Below are 16,533 nucleotides of genomic sequence, written 5' to 3' on the forward strand. Positions count from 1 at the left end.
CCTTCAGTGCGGGCGGCTCCGCTTGCGCTACAATCGGCTCTCCTTTATTGTCACTGCCGCGCGCGGTTTTCCCTCTCCACCATGTTCCCTAAACGCCTGACCCTGCTTGCCCTGGCCGCCTTTGCGCTGGCCGGCTGCGATACCACCGCCCCGAAACCGATACAAGTATTGACGCCGCCGGAACCCACCGTCGTCACGCCGCGCAAGATCAAGATCGGCCTGGCGCTGGGCGGCGGCGCGGCGCGCGGTTTCGCGCATATCGGCGTGATCAAGGCGCTCGAATCGCAGGGCATCCAGGCTGACATCGTCACGGGCACCAGCGCCGGCAGCGTGGTGGGCGCCATGTATGCGGCGGGCAACTCCGGCTTCGCCCTGCAAAAGATGGCGTTCGACATGGACGAGGCGGCTATTTCCGACTGGGCCTTGCCCCTGTTCGGCAAGTCGTCCGGCGTGCTGAAAGGCGAAGCGCTGCAAAGCTATGTCAACAAGGCTGTCGGCGGCGTGCCGCTGGAAAAGCTGAAGATTCCGTTTGGCGTGGTGGCGACCGATTTGAAAAATGGCCAGCCGATCCTGTTCCAGCGCGGCAACACCGGCATGGCCGTGCGCGCCTCGTCGGCCGTGCCCGGCGTGTTCCAGCCCGTGACGATCGCCGGTCACACCTATGTCGATGGCGGCCTGGTCGCTCCCGTGCCCGTGCGCTTTGCACGCGACATGGGCGCCGATTTCATCATCGCCGTGAATATTTCGTCGCAAACGGATACGCAAAAGGCCATCAGCTCGATGGAAGTGCTGATGCAGACGTTTGCCATCATGGGCCAGCGCATCAACCAGTTCGAGCTGAAAGATGCGGACGTGGTGATCCAGCCCAGCCTGGGCACCATGAAGGGCAACGATTTCAACAGCCGCAACCAGGCCATCCTGGCGGGCGAGCAGGCGACCTTTGCCGTGATGGCGCAGCTCAAGCAAAAGCTGAAAGCCAAACGCGAGCAGTGATGGATAGCGCCGCCGCGCATTTCGTATACAATTTTGTTTCAACATAACAAGGATGCACCATGCAATCGAAACCGATTTTGACCCTGGACGACGTAAAGAAAATCGCTGCCGCCGCCGAAGCGGAAGCGGTCAAGAATAACTGGGCGGTCACGATCGCCATCGTCGACGACGGCGGCCACCTGCTGTGGCTGCAGCGCATGGATGGCGTGGCGCCGATCTCGTCGCACATCGCCCCATCGAAAGCCAAGACGGCCGCGCTGGGCCGCCGCGAATCGCGCATCTATGAAGAGATGATCAATGGCGGCCGCGTGTCCTTCCTGAGCGCGCCGGAAATCGACGGCTTGCTCGAAGGCGGCGTGCCCATCGTGTTTGATGGTCACTACGTGGGCGCCGTCGGCGTCTCGGGCGTCAAGTCTGCGGAAGATGCACAAATCGCGAAAGCGGGCATTGCGGCGCTAGTGTAAGTAGTAACCGGTATTGCTTTGCAAGCCGCTCCGCGCAAGCCGGGCGGCTAATGAGATGGTCACCCTCCACCCTATAAGTTACTAAACTTATAGGGTGTTTTCATTTCTGAAGGAGGCCATCATGGAAAACGTTACGCTCATCGGCATCGATCTCGGCAAACACAGCTTTCATGTCCACGGACAGGATCGCCAAGGTAAAACACTGCTGCGCAAGAAGTTCAGCCGCCCACAACTGATCGCGTTTCTCGCCACTTTCCATCCCTGCACCATCATCATGGAGGCCTGTGCCGGAGCGCACTTCATCGCCCGGCAACTGGCCGGCTTTGGCCATGAAGCCAAGCTGATCTCGCCGCAGTTCGTGCGCCCCTTCGTCAAGAGCAATAAGAGCGACTTCATCGATGCCGAAGCCATTTGCGAGGCGGCCAGCCGTCCCGCCATGCGTTTTGTCACGCCCAAGAACGAGGCTCAACAGACGCTTTCGGCGCTGCACCGCGTGCGCGAATCGCTGGTACGCGAGCGTGTCAGGGCGAGCAACCAAATCCACGGCTTTCTGCTGGAGTTTGGCATCAGCTTGCCGGTTGGCCACGCTGCGATCAACAAATTGCCTTCCGTGCTGGCAGAACAGCGGCCTGCCAGCACGGTTGATGCTGCTGCTGGAGCGATTGCATGCCCATTTCAAGTATCTCGACAAGCAGATTGCCGATATTGAGAAGGACCTGACCCGGCAAGTGACCGAGGACGATTTAGGCCGGCGACTCATGACAGTGCCCGGCATCGGTCCGATCACGGCCAGCGTGCTGGCCGCCGAAGTGGGTGACGGCAAACACTACCGCTGCGGGCGTGACTTCGCCGCCGCCGTTGGGCTTGTGCCACGCCAGTACAGTACCGGCGGTAAAAACAAGTTGCTGGGCATCAGCAAGCGCGGCGACAAGAATCTGCGGCGCTTGCTGGTGCAGTGCGCGCGGGCTTACATGCAGAGGCTGGAGCGTCAACGTGGGCGCCTGGCGCAGTGGGTGCACGCCATGCTCACGCGACGCCACTCGAATGTGGTGGCCTGCGCATTGGCCAACAAACTGGCGCGCACGGCATGGGCCATCGCGGCCCACCATACCGAATTTGAAATAAAAGAGGCGCCCATGACAACATGAGGGCCTCCCAAGACTCACTGCTTTACAGCACACCTACCTGGTTTTGCGACTGCTGACATTGGATGACGTGAACGGCACACCGGCCTGACGGATAACCTGGCTAAAAAATCGGCTGTCAAAGGCCGAGCGGCTTTTAAGGACCGACAGGCGCGACTCTCATCGTGGCGCGGAGATCCATCTCCAACCAGACGCCGGATAGATTTAAGCAAGCCTACTCACATCATACAAAATCAGCTTGCAAAAAGGAGGGTGACCATAGATTTTTTCATGGAGCGCAGGATTTATGCTGCTGCGCAAAAAAATGCCGGGGCTTCTGTATTTTCTTCCTTGTGGAAAAGCTTCCTTTTGGTTATAATTCAAAGGTTTAGCCAATCACACATATACCGTAGCGACTACCCATCCCCTCATTCAAAATGACCGTTGAAACACCCTGAGTGCATCTGGCTCGGGTAACTAGGCGGTCGGTCTGACGTGGCGCAGCTACGGTAACTTTATCAGGAGTTGCCCTTGCCGCCATTTTTTTCTGGCCCTGCCGTTCCAGCCATATTAGCGCTTGCTGATGGAACGATCTTTAAAGGTTTTTCGATCGGTGCCGCCGGTCATACCACGGGCGAGGTTGTTTTCAACACCTCGATGACCGGGTATCAGGAAATCCTTACCGACCCAAGCTATTGCCGCCAGATGGTCACCCTGACCTATCCGCATATCGGCAATACGGGCGTCAATCCGGAAGACGTCGAATCTTCCAAGGTTCACGCCGCTGGCCTCATCATCCGCGATCTGCCATTGCTGGCATCCAATTTCCGTTCCACCCTCTCCCTGTCCGACTACCTCAAAGCTGAAAATATCGTCGCCATCGCCGGCATCGATACACGCAAGCTCACGCGCATCCTGCGTGAAAAAGGTGCGCAGGGCGGCGCCATCCTCGTCGGCACGCAAGGCAACGAGCCATCCGCCGCGCAAGCGCTGGAACTGGCCCGCTCCTTCCCCGGCCTGGCCGGCATGGACCTGGCTAAAGTAGTCTCAAGCAAGGACGCCTACGAATACCGCGAAACGGAATGGACCTTGGGCCAAGGCTACGGCCAGCTGGCCGATGCGGATGCGAAATACCACGTGGTCGCCTTCGACTACGGCGTCAAGCGCAACATCCTGCGCATGCTGACGGCACGCGGCTGCAAAGTCACCGTGCTGCCCGCGCAAGCTTCCGCCGCCGATGCACTGGCGTTGAACCCGGACGGCATCTTCCTGTCGAACGGCCCCGGCGATCCGGAACCGTGCGACTACGCGATCGCGGCGACCAAGGAGCTGATCGAGAAGGGCATCCCGACCTTCGGCATCTGCCTCGGCCACCAGATCATGGCATTGGCTTCCGGCGCGAAAACCTTGAAGATGAAGTTCGGCCACCACGGCGCCAACCACCCGGTGCAAGACCTGGAAACCAAGCAAGTCTTGATTACCTCGCAAAACCACGGTTTCGCAGTCGACGCGGCAACTCTGCCCGCGAACTGCCGCGTGACCCATGAATCGCTGTTCGACGGTTCCCTGCAGGGCTTTGCCCGCACGGACAAGCCGGCCTTCTGCTTCCAGGGTCACCCTGAAGCGTCGCCGGGCCCGATGGATGTTGCTTACCTGTTTGACCGCTTCATCAACCTGATGGCTGCGGAGGAGAAAAAGAAAAATGCCTAAACGTTTAGATATTAAAAGTATTCTGATTATTGGCGCTGGCCCGATCGTGATCGGCCAGGCCTGCGAATTCGATTATTCCGGCGCGCAAGCGTGCAAGGCCCTGCGCGAAGAGGGCTACAAAGTCATCCTGGTCAACAGCAATCCGGCGACCATCATGACAGATCCGGAAATGGCCGACGTGACCTATATCGAACCGATCACCTGGTCGGTCGTTGAACGCATCATCGCCAAGGAGCGTCCTGACGCGATCCTGCCGACGATGGGCGGCCAGACGGCGCTGAACTGCGCGCTGGACCTGTTCAACAATGGCGTGCTGGCAAAATACAACGTCGAACTGATCGGCGCATCGCCGGAAGCCATCGACAAGGCCGAAGACCGTTCCAAGTTCAAGGACGCGATGACCAAGATCGGCCTCGGTTCGGCCCGTTCCGGCGTGGCGCACTCGATGGAAGAATCGTGGGCCGTGCAGCGCACCCTGGGCTTCCCGACCATCATCCGTCCATCGTTCACCATGGGCGGTTCCGGCGGCGGCATCGCCTACAACGAAGAAGAATTCGAAACCATCTGCAAGCGCGGCCTGGAAGCTTCGCCGACGAAAGAGTTGCTGATCGAAGAATCGTTGCTGGGCTGGAAAGAGTACGAGATGGAAGTGGTGCGCGACAAGGCGGACAACTGCATCATCATCTGCTCGATCGAAAACCTCGATCCGATGGGCGTGCACACGGGCGACTCCATCACGGTGGCGCCAGCGCAAACCCTGACGGACAAGGAATACCAGATCATGCGCAATGCCTCGCTGGCAGTGCTGCGCGAGATCGGCGTCGACACCGGTGGCTCGAACGTGCAATTCTCGATCAACCCCGTCGATGGCCGCATGATCGTCATCGAGATGAACCCGCGCGTGTCGCGTTCGTCGGCCCTGGCCTCGAAAGCGACGGGCTTCCCGATCGCCAAGATCGCCGCCAAGCTGGCCGTCGGTTTCACCCTGGACGAACTGCGCAATGAAATCACGGGCGGCGCCACGCCAGCCTCGTTCGAGCCGTCGATCGATTACGTCGTCACGAAGATCCCCCGTTTCACGTTCGAGAAGTTCCCGACCGCCGACCACCACCTGACGACGCAGATGAAATCCGTCGGCGAAGTGATGGCCATCGGCCGTACCTTCCAGGAATCGTTCCAGAAAGCCTTGCGCGGCCTGGAAGTGGGCGTGGACGGCATGAACGAAAAGACCAAGGACCGCGAAAAGATCGAAGAAGAACTGGGCGAGCCTGGTCCTGAGCGCATCTGGTACGTGGGCGACGCGTTTGCCCAGGGCTTCACCCTGGAAGAAGTGCACAACCTGACCAAGATCGACCCATGGTTCCTGATCCAGATCAAGGAAATCGTCGACCTGGAACTGTGGCTGGACACGCAGAAGCTGGAAAACCTGGACAAGAACACCCTGTACAAGTTGAAACAGAAGGGCTTCTCGGACCGCCGCCTGGGCTTCCTGCTGCAGACGACCGACACGGCCGTGCGCCAGCAGCGCCATGCGCTGAACATCCGTCCCGTCTACAAGCGCGTCGACACCTGCGCAGCGGAATTTTCGACCGATACGGCGTACATGTATTCCACGTACGACGAAGAGTGCGAATCGAATCCGACCGACAAGAAAAAGATCATGGTACTGGGCGGTGGCCCGAACCGTATCGGCCAGGGTATCGAGTTTGACTATTGCTGCGTCCACGCTGCCCTCGCCATGCGCGAAGACGGCTACGAAACCATCATGGTCAATTGCAACCCAGAAACGGTTTCGACCGACTACGATACCTCGGACCGTCTGTATTTCGAGTCGCTGACCCTGGAAGACGTGCTGGAAATCGTCGCCATCGAAAAACCGGTGGGCGTGATCGTGCAGTACGGCGGCCAGACGCCATTGAAACTGGCGCTGGACCTGGAAGCGAATGGCGTGCCGATCATCGGCACCTCGCCCGACATGATCGATGCGGCCGAAGACCGCGAGCGTTTCCAGCAAATGCTGCACAAGCTGGAACTGCGCCAGCCGCCTAACCGCACCGCGCGCACGGAAGCCGACGCCCTGGCGCTGGCGCAGGAAATCGGCTACCCGCTGGTCGTGCGTCCATCGTACGTGCTGGGCGGCCGCGCCATGGAAATCGTCCACGAGCAACGCGACCTCGAGCGCTACATGCGCGAAGCCGTCAAGGTCTCGCACGATTCGCCAGTGTTGCTGGACCGCTTCCTGAACGATGCCATCGAGTGCGACGTCGATTGCATCTCCGACGGCGAAACGACGTTCATCGGCGGCGTGATGGAACACATCGAACAGGCTGGCGTCCACTCGGGCGACTCGGCTTGCTCCTTGCCACCATACTCGCTGTCGCAAGAAACCATTGATGAACTGAAACGCCAGACGGCGCTGATGGCCAAGGGTTTGAATGTGGTCGGCCTGATGAACGTGCAGTTCGCGATCCAGAAGCAAGAGATCGACGGCGAAATGAAAGATGTCGTCTTCGTGCTGGAAGTCAATCCACGCGCGTCGCGCACCGTGCCATTCGTCTCGAAAGCCACCGGTCTGCAACTGGCGAAGATTGCCGCGCGCTGCATGGTTGGCCAGTCGCTGGCATCGCAAGGCATCACGCAGGAAGTCGTGCCGCCTTACTTCAGCGTCAAGGAAGCCGTGTTCCCGTTCGTCAAGTTCCCTGGCGTGGACACCATCCTCGGTCCTGAAATGAAATCGACGGGCGAAGTCATGGGCGTGGGCCTGACGTTCGGCGAAGCGTTTGTGAAATCGCAACTGGGCGCCGGCGTGAACCTGCCAAAATCGGGCAAGGTCTTCATCAGCGTGAAAGCGTCGGACAAGCCGCGCGCCGTGCAAGTGGCGCGTGACCTGGTCGAGTCCGGTTTCACCGTGGTCGCCACCAAGGGCACCGCCGCCGTGATCGCTGCTGCCGGCATCGCCGTCACGCCAGTGAACAAGGTGATCGAAGGCCGTCCGCACGTGGTCGACATGATCAAGAACCATGAAATCGTGCTGGTGATCAACACCGTGGAAGAAAAGCGCAGTGCCATCGTCGATTCGCGGGCCATCCGCACTTCGGCCCTGGCGTCGCGCGTGACGACCTACACCACCATCGCCGGCGCGGAAGCGGCCGTCGAAGGCATCCGCCACCTGGATGAGCTGCGTGTGTACGATTTGCAAGGTCTGCACAAGACCTTGAACTAAGTGCGTTTGCAGTGGCCGCCGTTAGGCGGTACACTGCATGCTTATCAACCACAGAGTTCCGTGCAGAGCAGCGCGCGGCCTCTGTGGTTTTCACTTGGTAAGTCCGTTAACCGTGGCAAAACGCGGACAACGGCGCCGATAACTAGCAGATAGTAGAGATAACATGACCTCAGTCCCATTGACCAAATACGGCGCAGAACTCCTGAAAGAAGAGCTGCATCATTTGAAGACCAAGGAACGCCGCATCGTCATCGATGCGATCGCCGAAGCGCGTTCGCACGGAGATTTGTCGGAAAACGCCGAGTACGATGCCGCCAAGGAACGCCAGGCCTTCGTCGAAGGCCGCATTGCCGAGCTCGAAGGCAAGCTGGGTGCAGCGCAAATCATCGACCCGACCGCGCTCGACGCGGAAGGCCGCGTGGTGTTTGCCTCGACCGTGAATCTGGAAGACCTGGAATCGGGCCAGAAAGTCACGTACCAGATCGTCGGCCTCGATGAAGCCGACTTGAAAAAGAACAAGGTTTCCGTGACATCCCCGATCGCCCGCGCACTGATCGGCAAGTACGCCGGCGACGTGGTGGAAGTGCAGGCGCCGTCCGGCCCGCGCGAATACGAAATCCTGGAAGTACTGTACATCTGATGCTCGCCCGCGTGCGCCTTCTCGTTGCCACCCTGTGGGCCGGCAGCCTGTGGACCATCGGCTTCATCGTGGCGCCCACCCTGTTCGGCACCCTGAGCGACCGCGTGCTGGCGGGCAATATCGCCGGCAGCATGTTCCGCGCCGAGGCCTGGCTGTCGATCGCCTGTGCGCTGATTCTGCTGGCCTTGCTGCAATGGGCGCCCGGCGCGCTGGAACTCAAGCGCCGCCGCCTGCTGGGCGCGCTGGTGCTGTCGATGCTGGTGTGTGCGCTGCTCAGCCATTTCGGCATTTCGCCGCTGATGGCCGAGCTCAAGGCGCAGGCGCCTTCGGGCATCATGGATGATGCCATGCGCAGCCGCTTTGGCATGCTGCATGGCGTGTCGACCCTGATCTTTGCCGTGCAGAGCCTGCTGGCGGGCGTATTGATCTGGAAACAACAGTAGTTTGATGTCAGTAAAGTAATCGCATGAAAAAAGCGGAGCAGGGGATATCCCGTGCTCCGCTTCTTGTTTCAAGCCCGGCCGCCTTGCGGTTGCCGGGTGAACAGGCTTACTTGCTGCCCAGTGCGCTTTTCTTGGCGCTTTTCTGACGTGGCTTGGCACGCTTGATGGAACCGCCTTCGGTAACGCGCTCATTGCCCTTGATCATGACTTTCGTCACGCTCGGGCGCTTGGTGCCGCTGGCGCTGGCCTTGACGATGGTCACTTCGCGCATGCCTTTGCCGGCGCTGACCTTCTCCTTAACCACTTCTTTTTTCGGACGGTAGATTACCAGCAGTTTGCCAATATGTTGTACCGGGGCGGCGCCGAGATTGCCGCAAATCGTATCGTACATTCCGACGCGGGCTTCGCGGTCGTCGCCGAACACGCGGACTTTAATCAGACCGTGCGAATCCAGGCCAAGGTCGATCTCTTTGAGGACAGCAGGTGTCAAGCCCGCTTCGCCAATAATGACGATAGGCTTCAGCGCGTGTGCTTCGGCGCGCAGTGCGCTGCGCTCTACGGGTGTAAGTTTTAGCATAATAATATTTAGTAATTCCCTTAAAAGCAGTATTCTACGCGAATGGCAAAGAAGAAATTAAACAAAAACTGGTTGCACGACCACATAAATGATCCTTATGTGAAGTTGGCGCAAAAAGAGGGCTACCGCGCCCGGGCAGCATACAAGCTCAAAGAAATCGATGAAGACGAAAAACTGATCAAACCTGGCCAGGTGATTGTCGACCTTGGTTGCACTCCCGGCAGCTGGGCCCAGTACACGCGGCGCAAGCTGGCCGGCAAGGACGGCGGCGGGGTCAATGGTACCCTGATTGGCCTGGACATGCTGGAAATGGAGCCCATCGCCGATTTCCACTTCATCCAGGGCGACTTCCGCGAAGCGCGCGTGCTGCGCCAGCTGGAAGTGGTGTTGCAGGGTCGCAAGGTTGACCTGGTCCTGTCGGACATGGCGCCCAACCTGTCGGGCATCGCCACGGCGGATGCTGCACGCATGGAACATTTGATCGACCTGGCCATCGAATTTTCGCAATTGCACCTGAAGCCGTCTGGCGTGCTGCTGGTGAAATGCTTTAAAGACATGGGTTTCAGCCAGATCGTGGAGAAATTCCGCGCCGAATTCAAGGTCGTGGTGCAGAAAAAGCCCAAGGCCAGCCGCGATAAATCGTCGGAAATCTTCCTGATGGGCCGTGGAATCAAGAATCCGCTGAAAAATGCCGTGGAAGAAGATGATTCCGCCCTTGATATTTAAGCGGGAATCCGCACATGGGAACGAGAAGTGCAGTAGCGTCTGATGGCATAAAAGCCTAAATTGTTTATACTGCATTTTTTTACGTGAACGCGATTTTTTCGCGCGCACGGATCGGCGGGCTTTGGCACGGCCCGCTTATTGCGAGTAAAATCGTGTTTCTAGCTATAGGTAAAGAGATGCGCACTGCATCCAAGGAGTCTTCGTGAATAACATGTTTTCCAAATCTGCCATCTGGGTAGTCGTATTGCTGCTGTTGTTCATGCTGTTCAAGCAATTCGACAGTCATGGCGCCACAGGCGGCAGCAAGGCCATCGCTTATTCCGATTTGCTGGATGAAGTCAAAGCCAAGCGCGTCAAGGATGTCGTGATCGAAGGTTCGTCGATCACCGCCAAGCTGATGGACGACACCAAGGTGCGTACTACCGCCACCAGCCTCGACAAGGGCCTGATCGGCGACTTGCGCGACAATGGCGTGCATTTCGATGTGCGTCCGCCTGAGGAAGCGTCCTTCCTGCAAACTATTTTTGTTTCCTGGTTCCCCATGCTGCTGTTGATCGGCGTCTGGGTCTTCTTCATGCGTCAGATGCAAGGCGGCGGCAAGGGCGGGGCATTCTCGTTCGGCAAGTCGAAGGCGCGCATGATGGATGAAGCCAGCAACACCGTCACCTTCGCCGATGTCGCCGGTTGCGACGAAGCGAAAGAAGAAGTCAACGAAGTAGTCGACTTCCTCAAGGATCCGAGCAAGTTCCAGAAATTGGGCGGCCGCATTCCCCGCGGCGTGCTGATGGTCGGTCCTCCGGGCACGGGTAAAACCCTGCTGGCGCGCGCCATTGCCGGTGAAGCCAAGGTGCCGTTCTTCTCGATTTCCGGTTCCGACTTCGTGGAAATGTTCGTCGGCGTGGGTGCCAGCCGCGTGCGCGACATGTTTGAAAACGCGAAAAAGCATTCGCCATGCATCATCTTCATCGATGAGATCGACGCTGTCGGCCGTCACCGCGGTGCCGGCATGGGCGGCGGCAATGACGAGCGCGAACAGACCTTGAACCAGTTGCTGGTCGAGATGGACGGTTTTGAAGCGAACTCCGGCGTGATCGTCGTGGCCGCCACCAACCGCGCCGATGTGCTCGATAAAGCCTTGCTGCGTCCGGGCCGTTTCGACCGCCAGGTGTCCGTCGGCTTGCCCGATATCCGCGGCCGCGAGCAGATCTTGAACGTGCATATGCGCAAAGTGCCTATCGGTACCGACGTGAAAGCCGATATCCTGGCCCGCGGCACCCCTGGTTTCTCGGGCGCGGACCTGGCCAACCTGGTCAACGAGGCGGCCCTGTTTGCCGCACGCCGCAGCAAGCGCCTGGTGGAAATGGCCGACTTCGAAGATGCGAAAGACAAGATCTACATGGGTCCTGAGCGTAAATCGATGATTATCCGCGAGGAAGAGCGCCGCAATACGGCTTACCATGAGTCCGGTCACGCCGTCGTCGCCAAGTTGCTGCCGAAGGCCGATCCCGTGCATAAAGTGACGATCATGCCGCGTGGCTGGGCTCTGGGCCTGACGTGGCAGCTGCCGGAACACGACAATCTGTCCGCCTACAAGGACAAGATGCTGGAAGAAATTTCCATCCTGTTCGGTGGCCGTATCGCCGAAGAGATTTTCGTGGGACAAATGTCCACCGGCGCGTCGAACGACTTCTCGCGTGCCACCAAGCTGGCCCGTTCCATGGTGACCCGTTTCGGCATGTCCGACAGCATGGGCGTGATGGTCTACGAAGACAGCGAAAACGAAGGTTTCTTCGGTGGCGCCACCAAGACGATCTCGGAAGCGACCCAGCAAAAGGTCGATGCTGAAATCCGCAACATTCTCGACAAGCAATATGCTTTGGCGCGCACTTTGCTGGAAGGCAACCGCGACAAGGTCGAAATGATGACCAAAGCCTTGCTGGAATGGGAAACCATTGATGCAGAGCAAATCAATGACATCATGGCCGGCCTGGAGCCGCGTCCACCGAAAGTCATTCCGCCACGCCGCAATGCGGGCGGTGATAGCGGCACGGGCGGCATTTCGCCTAACGTGACGGCGCCAGCCTGATAACGGCCGCCCTGACCGGCGGCGCGTAATCAAAAGGGTAAGGAGCAATCCTTGCCCTTTTTCGTTGGCGCGCCAGATTTCCCTGATGACTACAAAGATTCACATGCGACACTATTTGCAATTCGGCCGTTTCGGCTTCAACCTGTCCGGCACGCAGGCGCTGGTGATGGGCATCCTGAACATCACGCCCGACTCGTTTTCCGATGCGGGCCAGTATCAACACCTGGAATTTGCCCTTTCGCGGGCCGAGCAGATGATGGTTGACGGCGTCGACATCATCGACATCGGCGGCGAATCGAGCCGTCCCGGCGCGCCGCCGCTGCCGCTGCAGGACGAGTTGCAGCGCGTCATGCCGGTGCTGTACGCCTTGCGCGATTGCGGCAAGCCGCTGTCCGTCGACACCTATAAACCCGAAGTGATGCGCGAAGCCATCCTGGCGGGTGCCGACATGATCAACGATATCAACGGTTTCCGCGCGCCAGGCGCTATCGACGCCGTGCAGGACAGCGATTGCGCTCTGTGCATCATGCACATGCAGAACGTGCCAGAAACCATGCAAGCCCAGCCGCAGTATGAGGACGTGGTGCGCGAAGTCATCGACTTCCTGCGCGAACGCATCGACACGATGACGGCGGCCGGCATAGCCCGCGAACGCCTGTGCGTCGATCCCGGCTTTGGTTTTGGCAAGACGGTGGAACAGAACTATGCCTTGCTGCGCGCCACGCGCCAGTTGCGCAGCGAGCTGGAGCTGCCCGTGCTGGCCGGCTTGTCGCGTAAGTCGATGATCGGCGCCGTCACGGGACGTCCCGTCGAGCAGCGCCTGGCCGGCAGTGTTGCCGGTGCGCTTGCTGCGGTAGCGCAAGGTGCGGAAATTATCCGTGTGCATGATGTAGCTGAAACCGTCGATGCACTGAAGGTCTGGCGCATGGCACACTGAGCCTGTAAGATTTATCATAAACAACAAAAAGAGAAATACTATGACGCGTAAATATTTTGGCACCGACGGCATCCGCGGCCTGGTGGGCACGGCTCCGATCACCCCCGATTTCGTCATGCGCCTCGGCTATGCGGCCGGCAAGGTGCTGGCCAAGTCGCAAGGCGGCAAGACCCGTCCGACGGTGCTGATCGGCAAGGACACGCGCATTTCCGGCTACATGCTGGAAGCGGCGCTGGAAGCGGGCCTGTCGGCCGCTGGCGTGGACGTGATGCTGGCCGGCCCCATGCCGACCCCGGCAATTGCTTACCTGACGCGGGCGCTGCGCCTGTCGGCCGGTGTCGTCATTTCCGCCTCGCACAATCCCTACCATGACAATGGCATCAAGTTCTTTTCCGGCCAGGGCACCAAGCTGCCCGACAGCGTGGAACTGGAAATCGAAGCGGCGCTCGACGAACCGATGGCCTGCGTGCCATCTGAAAAGCTGGGCCGCGCCAAGCGCCTGGACGATGCCCAGGGCCGCTACATCGAATTTTGCAAGGGCACCTTCCCGAACGAGCTGGATCTGCGCGGCCTGAAGATCGTCGTCGATTGCGCACACGGCGCCGCCTACCATATCGCGCCGCACGTGTTCCATGAGCTGGGCGCGGAAGTCATCGCCATCGGCAACAAGCCCGACGGTTTCAACATCAATGCGGGCTTCGGCGCCACGGCAACCAAGGCCATGGCCGAAGCCGTCGTCGAGCACGGCGCGGACCTGGGCATCGCCCTCGATGGCGACGCCGACCGCCTGATCATGTGCGACGCCACGGGCCGCCTGTATAACGGCGACGAACTGTTGTACGTCATGGTCAAGGACCGCTTGGCGACAGGCCCCGTGGCCGGTGCCGTCGGCACCTTGATGACCAACATGGCACTGGAAGTGCTGTTCAAGCAGCAGGGCATCGGCTTTGCGCGCGCCAAGGTGGGCGACCGCTACGTGCTGGAAGTCATGAAGGAAAAGGGCTGGATACTGGGCGGCGAAGGCTCCGGCCATTTGCTGTGCCTGGACAAGCACACGACGGGTGACGGCATCGTCTCCGCGCTGCAAGTATTGTCCGCGCTCAAGCGCAGCGGGCAGAGCCTGCAGCAATGTCTGGCCGAGCTGGTGCTGTTCCCGCAAACCCTGATCAACCTGCGCGTGGCGCCCGGTTCCGACTGGCAGAAAAATGCCGCCATGGTGGCCGAGAAAGAACTGGTCGAGGCTGAACTGGGTGACACGGGCCGCGTGCTGATCCGCGCTTCGGGCACGGAACCGCTGATCCGCGTGATGGTGGAAGCGAAGGACAAGGACAAGGCCGAGAGCATGGCGCGCCGCATCGCCGATAAGGTGGCTGTGTAAAGGCAGGCGCCGATAGTTATTTCCATCTAATTCGTCTATGGCAATTGACGAAATTGGGTGGGGGCGTTATTATCTTGTCTTCGGAGTGTGGCGCAGCCCGGTAGCGCACCTGGTTTGGGACCAGGGGGTCCAAGGTTCGAATCCTTGTACTCCGACCAAAGTCATAAGCGGGCTGTCAGAAATGACAGCCCGTTTTCTATTCCGCGCCCGCATTTCATTGCTGGCGCGCATGGACTAAAATACTGCACCTCTCCGCCCATCGTTCAACGGATAGGACAACGGTCTTCTAAACCGTGAATGGGGGTTCGATTCCCTCTGGGCGGACCAGTTTCATACTGGCCACGGCTTGCGCCATGCGGCCGCATCTTCTCTCTTTCCTGTCTATCAGCACGCGGCCCTAAGGCTGCGCAAACAGCACCACGCTCAGCAAATACAGCAGCGGCACGGCGCACAGCAGCGCAGACAACACCGACAGCATTTTCTTGCTCGCCAGGCGTGCCAGGCGCAGCCGTTCGCGCGCAGGCAAATGCCGGCGGACCAGGTCGCGCGCGCGCGGCTGGAATGGTGATTCATGCATGTGAACTCCCTCGCAACGATGGCTGATGATGTCGGCCAGCATAGCGGGAGCGGCATAAAGGCGGTGTAAAGAGTGGGCGGCGCGGCGCAAGCGCGCTGTAAACATGGATGCGCCGGCGCCGTGTTGCGGGCCTTGCCCGATGCTCTTATTTTGCCTGGCGGCGGCGCGCCAGGACGCCGAGCAGGCCCAGGCCGGCGAGCAGCATGGCATAGGTTTCCGGTTCAGGTATGGCGGAAACATAGGCGCGGTAATTGCTCAGGTCCTTGGGCAAGCCCTCTACCGTGAAGGTCGTGCCGGCTGCGACGGGAGCGGCCCAGTGGAAGACCAGTTCGCCCTGGCCGAAATGGATGGCCAGATAGTCATAGGCCGCCGCGCTCGTGAAGGAATTCCCCCCGCCGCTGGCGCTTGCCGTGGTGCCGGCGGTACAGCCCGAAGTGGCATTGTCGCAAAATGAGACGGCCGCACCCAGGCTGGTGCCGAAAACGCTGTTGATTTGGCTCTGGATGTTGGCTGGACTCTGCGGCACGAGATTGTCGTCATAGTATTTCACCATGGTGGCTGGCGACGGCGAGTAAGTGACGGTGCTGCCTTCGATGCTGAAACCGCTGGCCGGTCCCACGTCGATCCATGTAGCTGCCTGTGCCATGCCCATCAAGGCCGCAAGGGCGGCCAGTATGGATGTCCGTATGGCAATGCTTGTTATGCTTTTCATGAAAATCCCCTTTGGTTTTATTGCAGGCATTTCACTGCTTCAGGGTGCGCGCCGTCCTGTCAGGGAGGTCAACTTGTCGCCCGTTCGCCTTTGCGTGAGTACGCATATGCAAGCTTAGCCTCGATGCAAACTAATGTAATTTAAATAATTCTATTGGCTTAGTTGGCAATGTCGCATACGGCTATGCGTGGTTGTGCCAGCGAGCGGTCGCGCGGCGATCAGGAGCGGCGTGACAAGACACGCCGCTTTGTGCTGGAGGGAGGAGGAAGACGCAGGAGGGGGGGCTTCAGTCGTTGCTGACGCCAAACAGGCGATCCTTGGCGTTGAGCAATTTTTGCACCTTGGCGCCCATTTTCATCAGCTGCGCCATCGATTCGGGCGACAGGCGCTGCAAGTCGTCGAACCAGGTGTTGGCCAGGTCGACCAATTCATACATTTCCCGCATGCGCTCCTGCGCATACTGGTCGACGGGTTCCGTGGCCGGCGCCAGCAGCGATTCGCGCAGCACCGTCAAGGTGGGCGCCACTTCGCGGCGGCGGCGTTCGGCGGCCACCACGCGGAAGATTTGCCACACATCGCCCAGCGAGGAAAAATACTCGCGCCGGTCGCCGGGGATGCGCGACTGGCGGATCAAGCCCCAGCCCTGCAATTCCTTCAGGCCGATGCTCACGTTCGAGCGCGAAAAACTCAGGTGTTCCGCGATTTCATCCGCGTGTAAAGGATGCTCCGCGACAAACAACAAGGCGTACACTTGCCCCACTGTGCGGTTAAAGCCCCAGCGGCTGCCCATCTCGCCGAAATGGCTGACGAAGGTCAGGATCAGCGGCGTCATTTGGATATGTTGAGTTTTCATAATTATCTGAATTTTTTCACGCCACACCCGCAGGGTCAATTGATATATGTCATGTTTCGCAGTATTATACAAAATATCGAATTTACAGAA

The 16,533-nt window shown here is 59.4% G+C and carries 14 protein-coding genes, 2 tRNA genes and 1 pseudogene; 13 read left to right on the forward strand and 4 right to left on the reverse strand.

From position 1 onward, the window contains the following. Positions 1 to 81: 81 nt before the first annotated feature. The 7 genes and pseudogenes from AC3IQ7_RS12715 (at position 82) to AC3IQ7_RS12745 (ending at position 8,597) form a co-directional block, all read left to right on the forward strand. Positions 82 to 993 (forward strand): patatin-like phospholipase family protein, encoded by a 912-nt coding sequence (locus tag AC3IQ7_RS12715; protein ID WP_099379580.1) that lies wholly within the window; start codon positions 82 to 84, stop codon positions 991 to 993. 59 nt (positions 994 to 1,052) lie between these two features. After that, complete coding sequence (locus AC3IQ7_RS12720) at positions 1,053 to 1,457, forward strand: GlcG/HbpS family heme-binding protein (protein WP_034757420.1); 405 nt, start codon at positions 1,053 to 1,055, stop codon at positions 1,455 to 1,457. A gap of 121 nt (positions 1,458 to 1,578) precedes the next feature. After that, positions 1,579 to 2,605, forward strand: a pseudogene (locus AC3IQ7_RS12725) (IS110 family RNA-guided transposase). 507 nt (positions 2,606 to 3,112) lie between these two features. Further along, a complete protein-coding gene (gene carA / locus AC3IQ7_RS12730) occupies positions 3,113 to 4,291 on the forward strand; it encodes a glutamine-hydrolyzing carbamoyl-phosphate synthase small subunit (protein WP_176388329.1) in 1,179 nt (392 codons plus the stop codon). Continuing rightward, positions 4,284 to 7,514 (forward strand): carbamoyl-phosphate synthase large subunit, encoded by a 3,231-nt coding sequence (carB, locus tag AC3IQ7_RS12735; RefSeq protein WP_489209919.1) that lies wholly within the window; start codon positions 4,284 to 4,286, stop codon positions 7,512 to 7,514. The genes carA and carB overlap by 8 nt, the downstream gene beginning before the upstream one ends. A 163-nt stretch (positions 7,515 to 7,677) precedes the next feature. After that, positions 7,678 to 8,154, forward strand: a complete 477-nt coding sequence (gene greA / locus AC3IQ7_RS12740) for a transcription elongation factor GreA (RefSeq protein WP_010397233.1) — start codon at positions 7,678 to 7,680, stop codon at positions 8,152 to 8,154. Next, positions 8,154 to 8,597 (forward strand): DUF4149 domain-containing protein, encoded by a 444-nt coding sequence (locus AC3IQ7_RS12745; RefSeq protein ID WP_199534464.1) that lies wholly within the window; start codon positions 8,154 to 8,156, stop codon positions 8,595 to 8,597. Before greA ends, AC3IQ7_RS12745 begins: the two co-directional genes overlap by 1 nt. Positions 8,598 to 8,703: 106 nt before the next feature. Here the strand turns inward: AC3IQ7_RS12745 and AC3IQ7_RS12750 are convergent, their stop codons facing one another. After that, positions 8,704 to 9,174, reverse strand: coding sequence for a YhbY family RNA-binding protein (locus tag AC3IQ7_RS12750; protein WP_010397237.1), 471 nt, complete (start codon positions 9,172 to 9,174; stop codon positions 8,704 to 8,706). Between the two features lie 42 nt (positions 9,175 to 9,216). Between AC3IQ7_RS12750 and AC3IQ7_RS12755 the strand changes: the two genes are divergently transcribed. From AC3IQ7_RS12755 to AC3IQ7_RS12780, 6 genes are all read left to right on the forward strand, one after another. Further along, positions 9,217 to 9,900: an RlmE family RNA methyltransferase gene (locus AC3IQ7_RS12755; RefSeq protein WP_034757436.1), complete on the forward strand. Its 684-nt coding sequence runs from the start codon at positions 9,217 to 9,219 to the stop codon at positions 9,898 to 9,900. 202 nt (positions 9,901 to 10,102) lie between these two features. Next, on the forward strand, positions 10,103 to 11,986 hold the full coding sequence (gene ftsH, locus AC3IQ7_RS12760) for an ATP-dependent zinc metalloprotease FtsH (RefSeq protein WP_099379575.1): 1,884 nt from the start codon (positions 10,103 to 10,105) through the stop codon (positions 11,984 to 11,986). Between the two features lie 103 nt (positions 11,987 to 12,089). Continuing rightward, positions 12,090 to 12,923 (forward strand): dihydropteroate synthase, encoded by an 834-nt coding sequence (folP, locus tag AC3IQ7_RS12765; RefSeq protein WP_489209923.1) that lies wholly within the window; start codon positions 12,090 to 12,092, stop codon positions 12,921 to 12,923. A 40-nt stretch (positions 12,924 to 12,963) separates the two neighbouring features. Next, positions 12,964 to 14,301, forward strand: coding sequence for a phosphoglucosamine mutase (glmM, locus tag AC3IQ7_RS12770; protein ID WP_489209925.1), 1,338 nt, complete (start codon positions 12,964 to 12,966; stop codon positions 14,299 to 14,301). Positions 14,302 to 14,382: 81 nt separating this feature from the next. Continuing rightward, a tRNA-Pro gene (locus tag AC3IQ7_RS12775) sits at positions 14,383 to 14,459 on the forward strand. A 94-nt stretch (positions 14,460 to 14,553) separates the two neighbouring features. Then, positions 14,554 to 14,628, forward strand: a tRNA-Arg gene (locus AC3IQ7_RS12780). A 70-nt stretch (positions 14,629 to 14,698) separates the two neighbouring features. On the opposite strand, the gene AC3IQ7_RS12785 is transcribed toward AC3IQ7_RS12780, so the two are convergent. The 3 genes from AC3IQ7_RS12785 to AC3IQ7_RS12795 all read right to left on the reverse strand — a co-directional run bounded on the left by AC3IQ7_RS12785 (position 14,699) and on the right by AC3IQ7_RS12795 (position 16,422). Next, positions 14,699 to 14,878: a hypothetical protein gene (locus tag AC3IQ7_RS12785; protein WP_099379572.1), complete on the reverse strand. Its 180-nt coding sequence runs from the start codon at positions 14,876 to 14,878 to the stop codon at positions 14,699 to 14,701. Between the two features lie 145 nt (positions 14,879 to 15,023). Next, the gene (locus AC3IQ7_RS12790) at positions 15,024 to 15,590 is read right to left on the reverse strand and encodes a PEP-CTERM sorting domain-containing protein (protein WP_489209927.1); all 567 of its coding nucleotides are present in this window, start codon (positions 15,588 to 15,590) and stop codon (positions 15,024 to 15,026) included. A gap of 286 nt (positions 15,591 to 15,876) precedes the next feature. After that, entirely contained in the window at positions 15,877 to 16,422 is a 546-nt protein-coding gene (locus AC3IQ7_RS12795; RefSeq protein ID WP_199534463.1) for a GbsR/MarR family transcriptional regulator, read from the reverse strand. Between the last annotated feature and the right edge of the window lie 111 nt (positions 16,423 to 16,533).

It is taken from the genome of Janthinobacterium sp. GL_088 (genome assembly GCF_057837845.1).

Coding starts and splice junctions, on each gene's coding strand:
- AC3IQ7_RS12715 (WP_099379580.1), top strand. CDS start 82: ATGTTCCCTAAACGCCTGACCCTGCTTGCCCTGGCCGCCTTTGCGCTG.
- AC3IQ7_RS12720 (WP_034757420.1), top strand. CDS start 1,053: ATGCAATCGAAACCGATTTTGACCCTGGACGACGTAAAGAAAATCGCT.
- carB (WP_489209919.1), top strand. CDS start 4,284: ATGCCTAAACGTTTAGATATTAAAAGTATTCTGATTATTGGCGCTGGC.
- greA (WP_010397233.1), top strand. CDS start 7,678: ATGACCTCAGTCCCATTGACCAAATACGGCGCAGAACTCCTGAAAGAA.
- AC3IQ7_RS12745 (WP_199534464.1), top strand. CDS start 8,154: ATGCTCGCCCGCGTGCGCCTTCTCGTTGCCACCCTGTGGGCCGGCAGC.
- AC3IQ7_RS12750 (WP_010397237.1), bottom strand. CDS start 9,174: ATGCTAAAACTTACACCCGTAGAGCGCAGCGCACTGCGCGCCGAAGCA.
- AC3IQ7_RS12755 (WP_034757436.1), top strand. CDS start 9,217: ATGGCAAAGAAGAAATTAAACAAAAACTGGTTGCACGACCACATAAAT.
- folP (WP_489209923.1), top strand. CDS start 12,090: ATGCGACACTATTTGCAATTCGGCCGTTTCGGCTTCAACCTGTCCGGC.
- glmM (WP_489209925.1), top strand. CDS start 12,964: ATGACGCGTAAATATTTTGGCACCGACGGCATCCGCGGCCTGGTGGGC.
- AC3IQ7_RS12785 (WP_099379572.1), bottom strand. CDS start 14,878: ATGCATGAATCACCATTCCAGCCGCGCGCGCGCGACCTGGTCCGCCGG.
- AC3IQ7_RS12790 (WP_489209927.1), bottom strand. CDS start 15,590: ATGAAAAGCATAACAAGCATTGCCATACGGACATCCATACTGGCCGCC.
- AC3IQ7_RS12795 (WP_199534463.1), bottom strand. CDS start 16,422: ATGACGCCGCTGATCCTGACCTTCGTCAGCCATTTCGGCGAGATGGGC.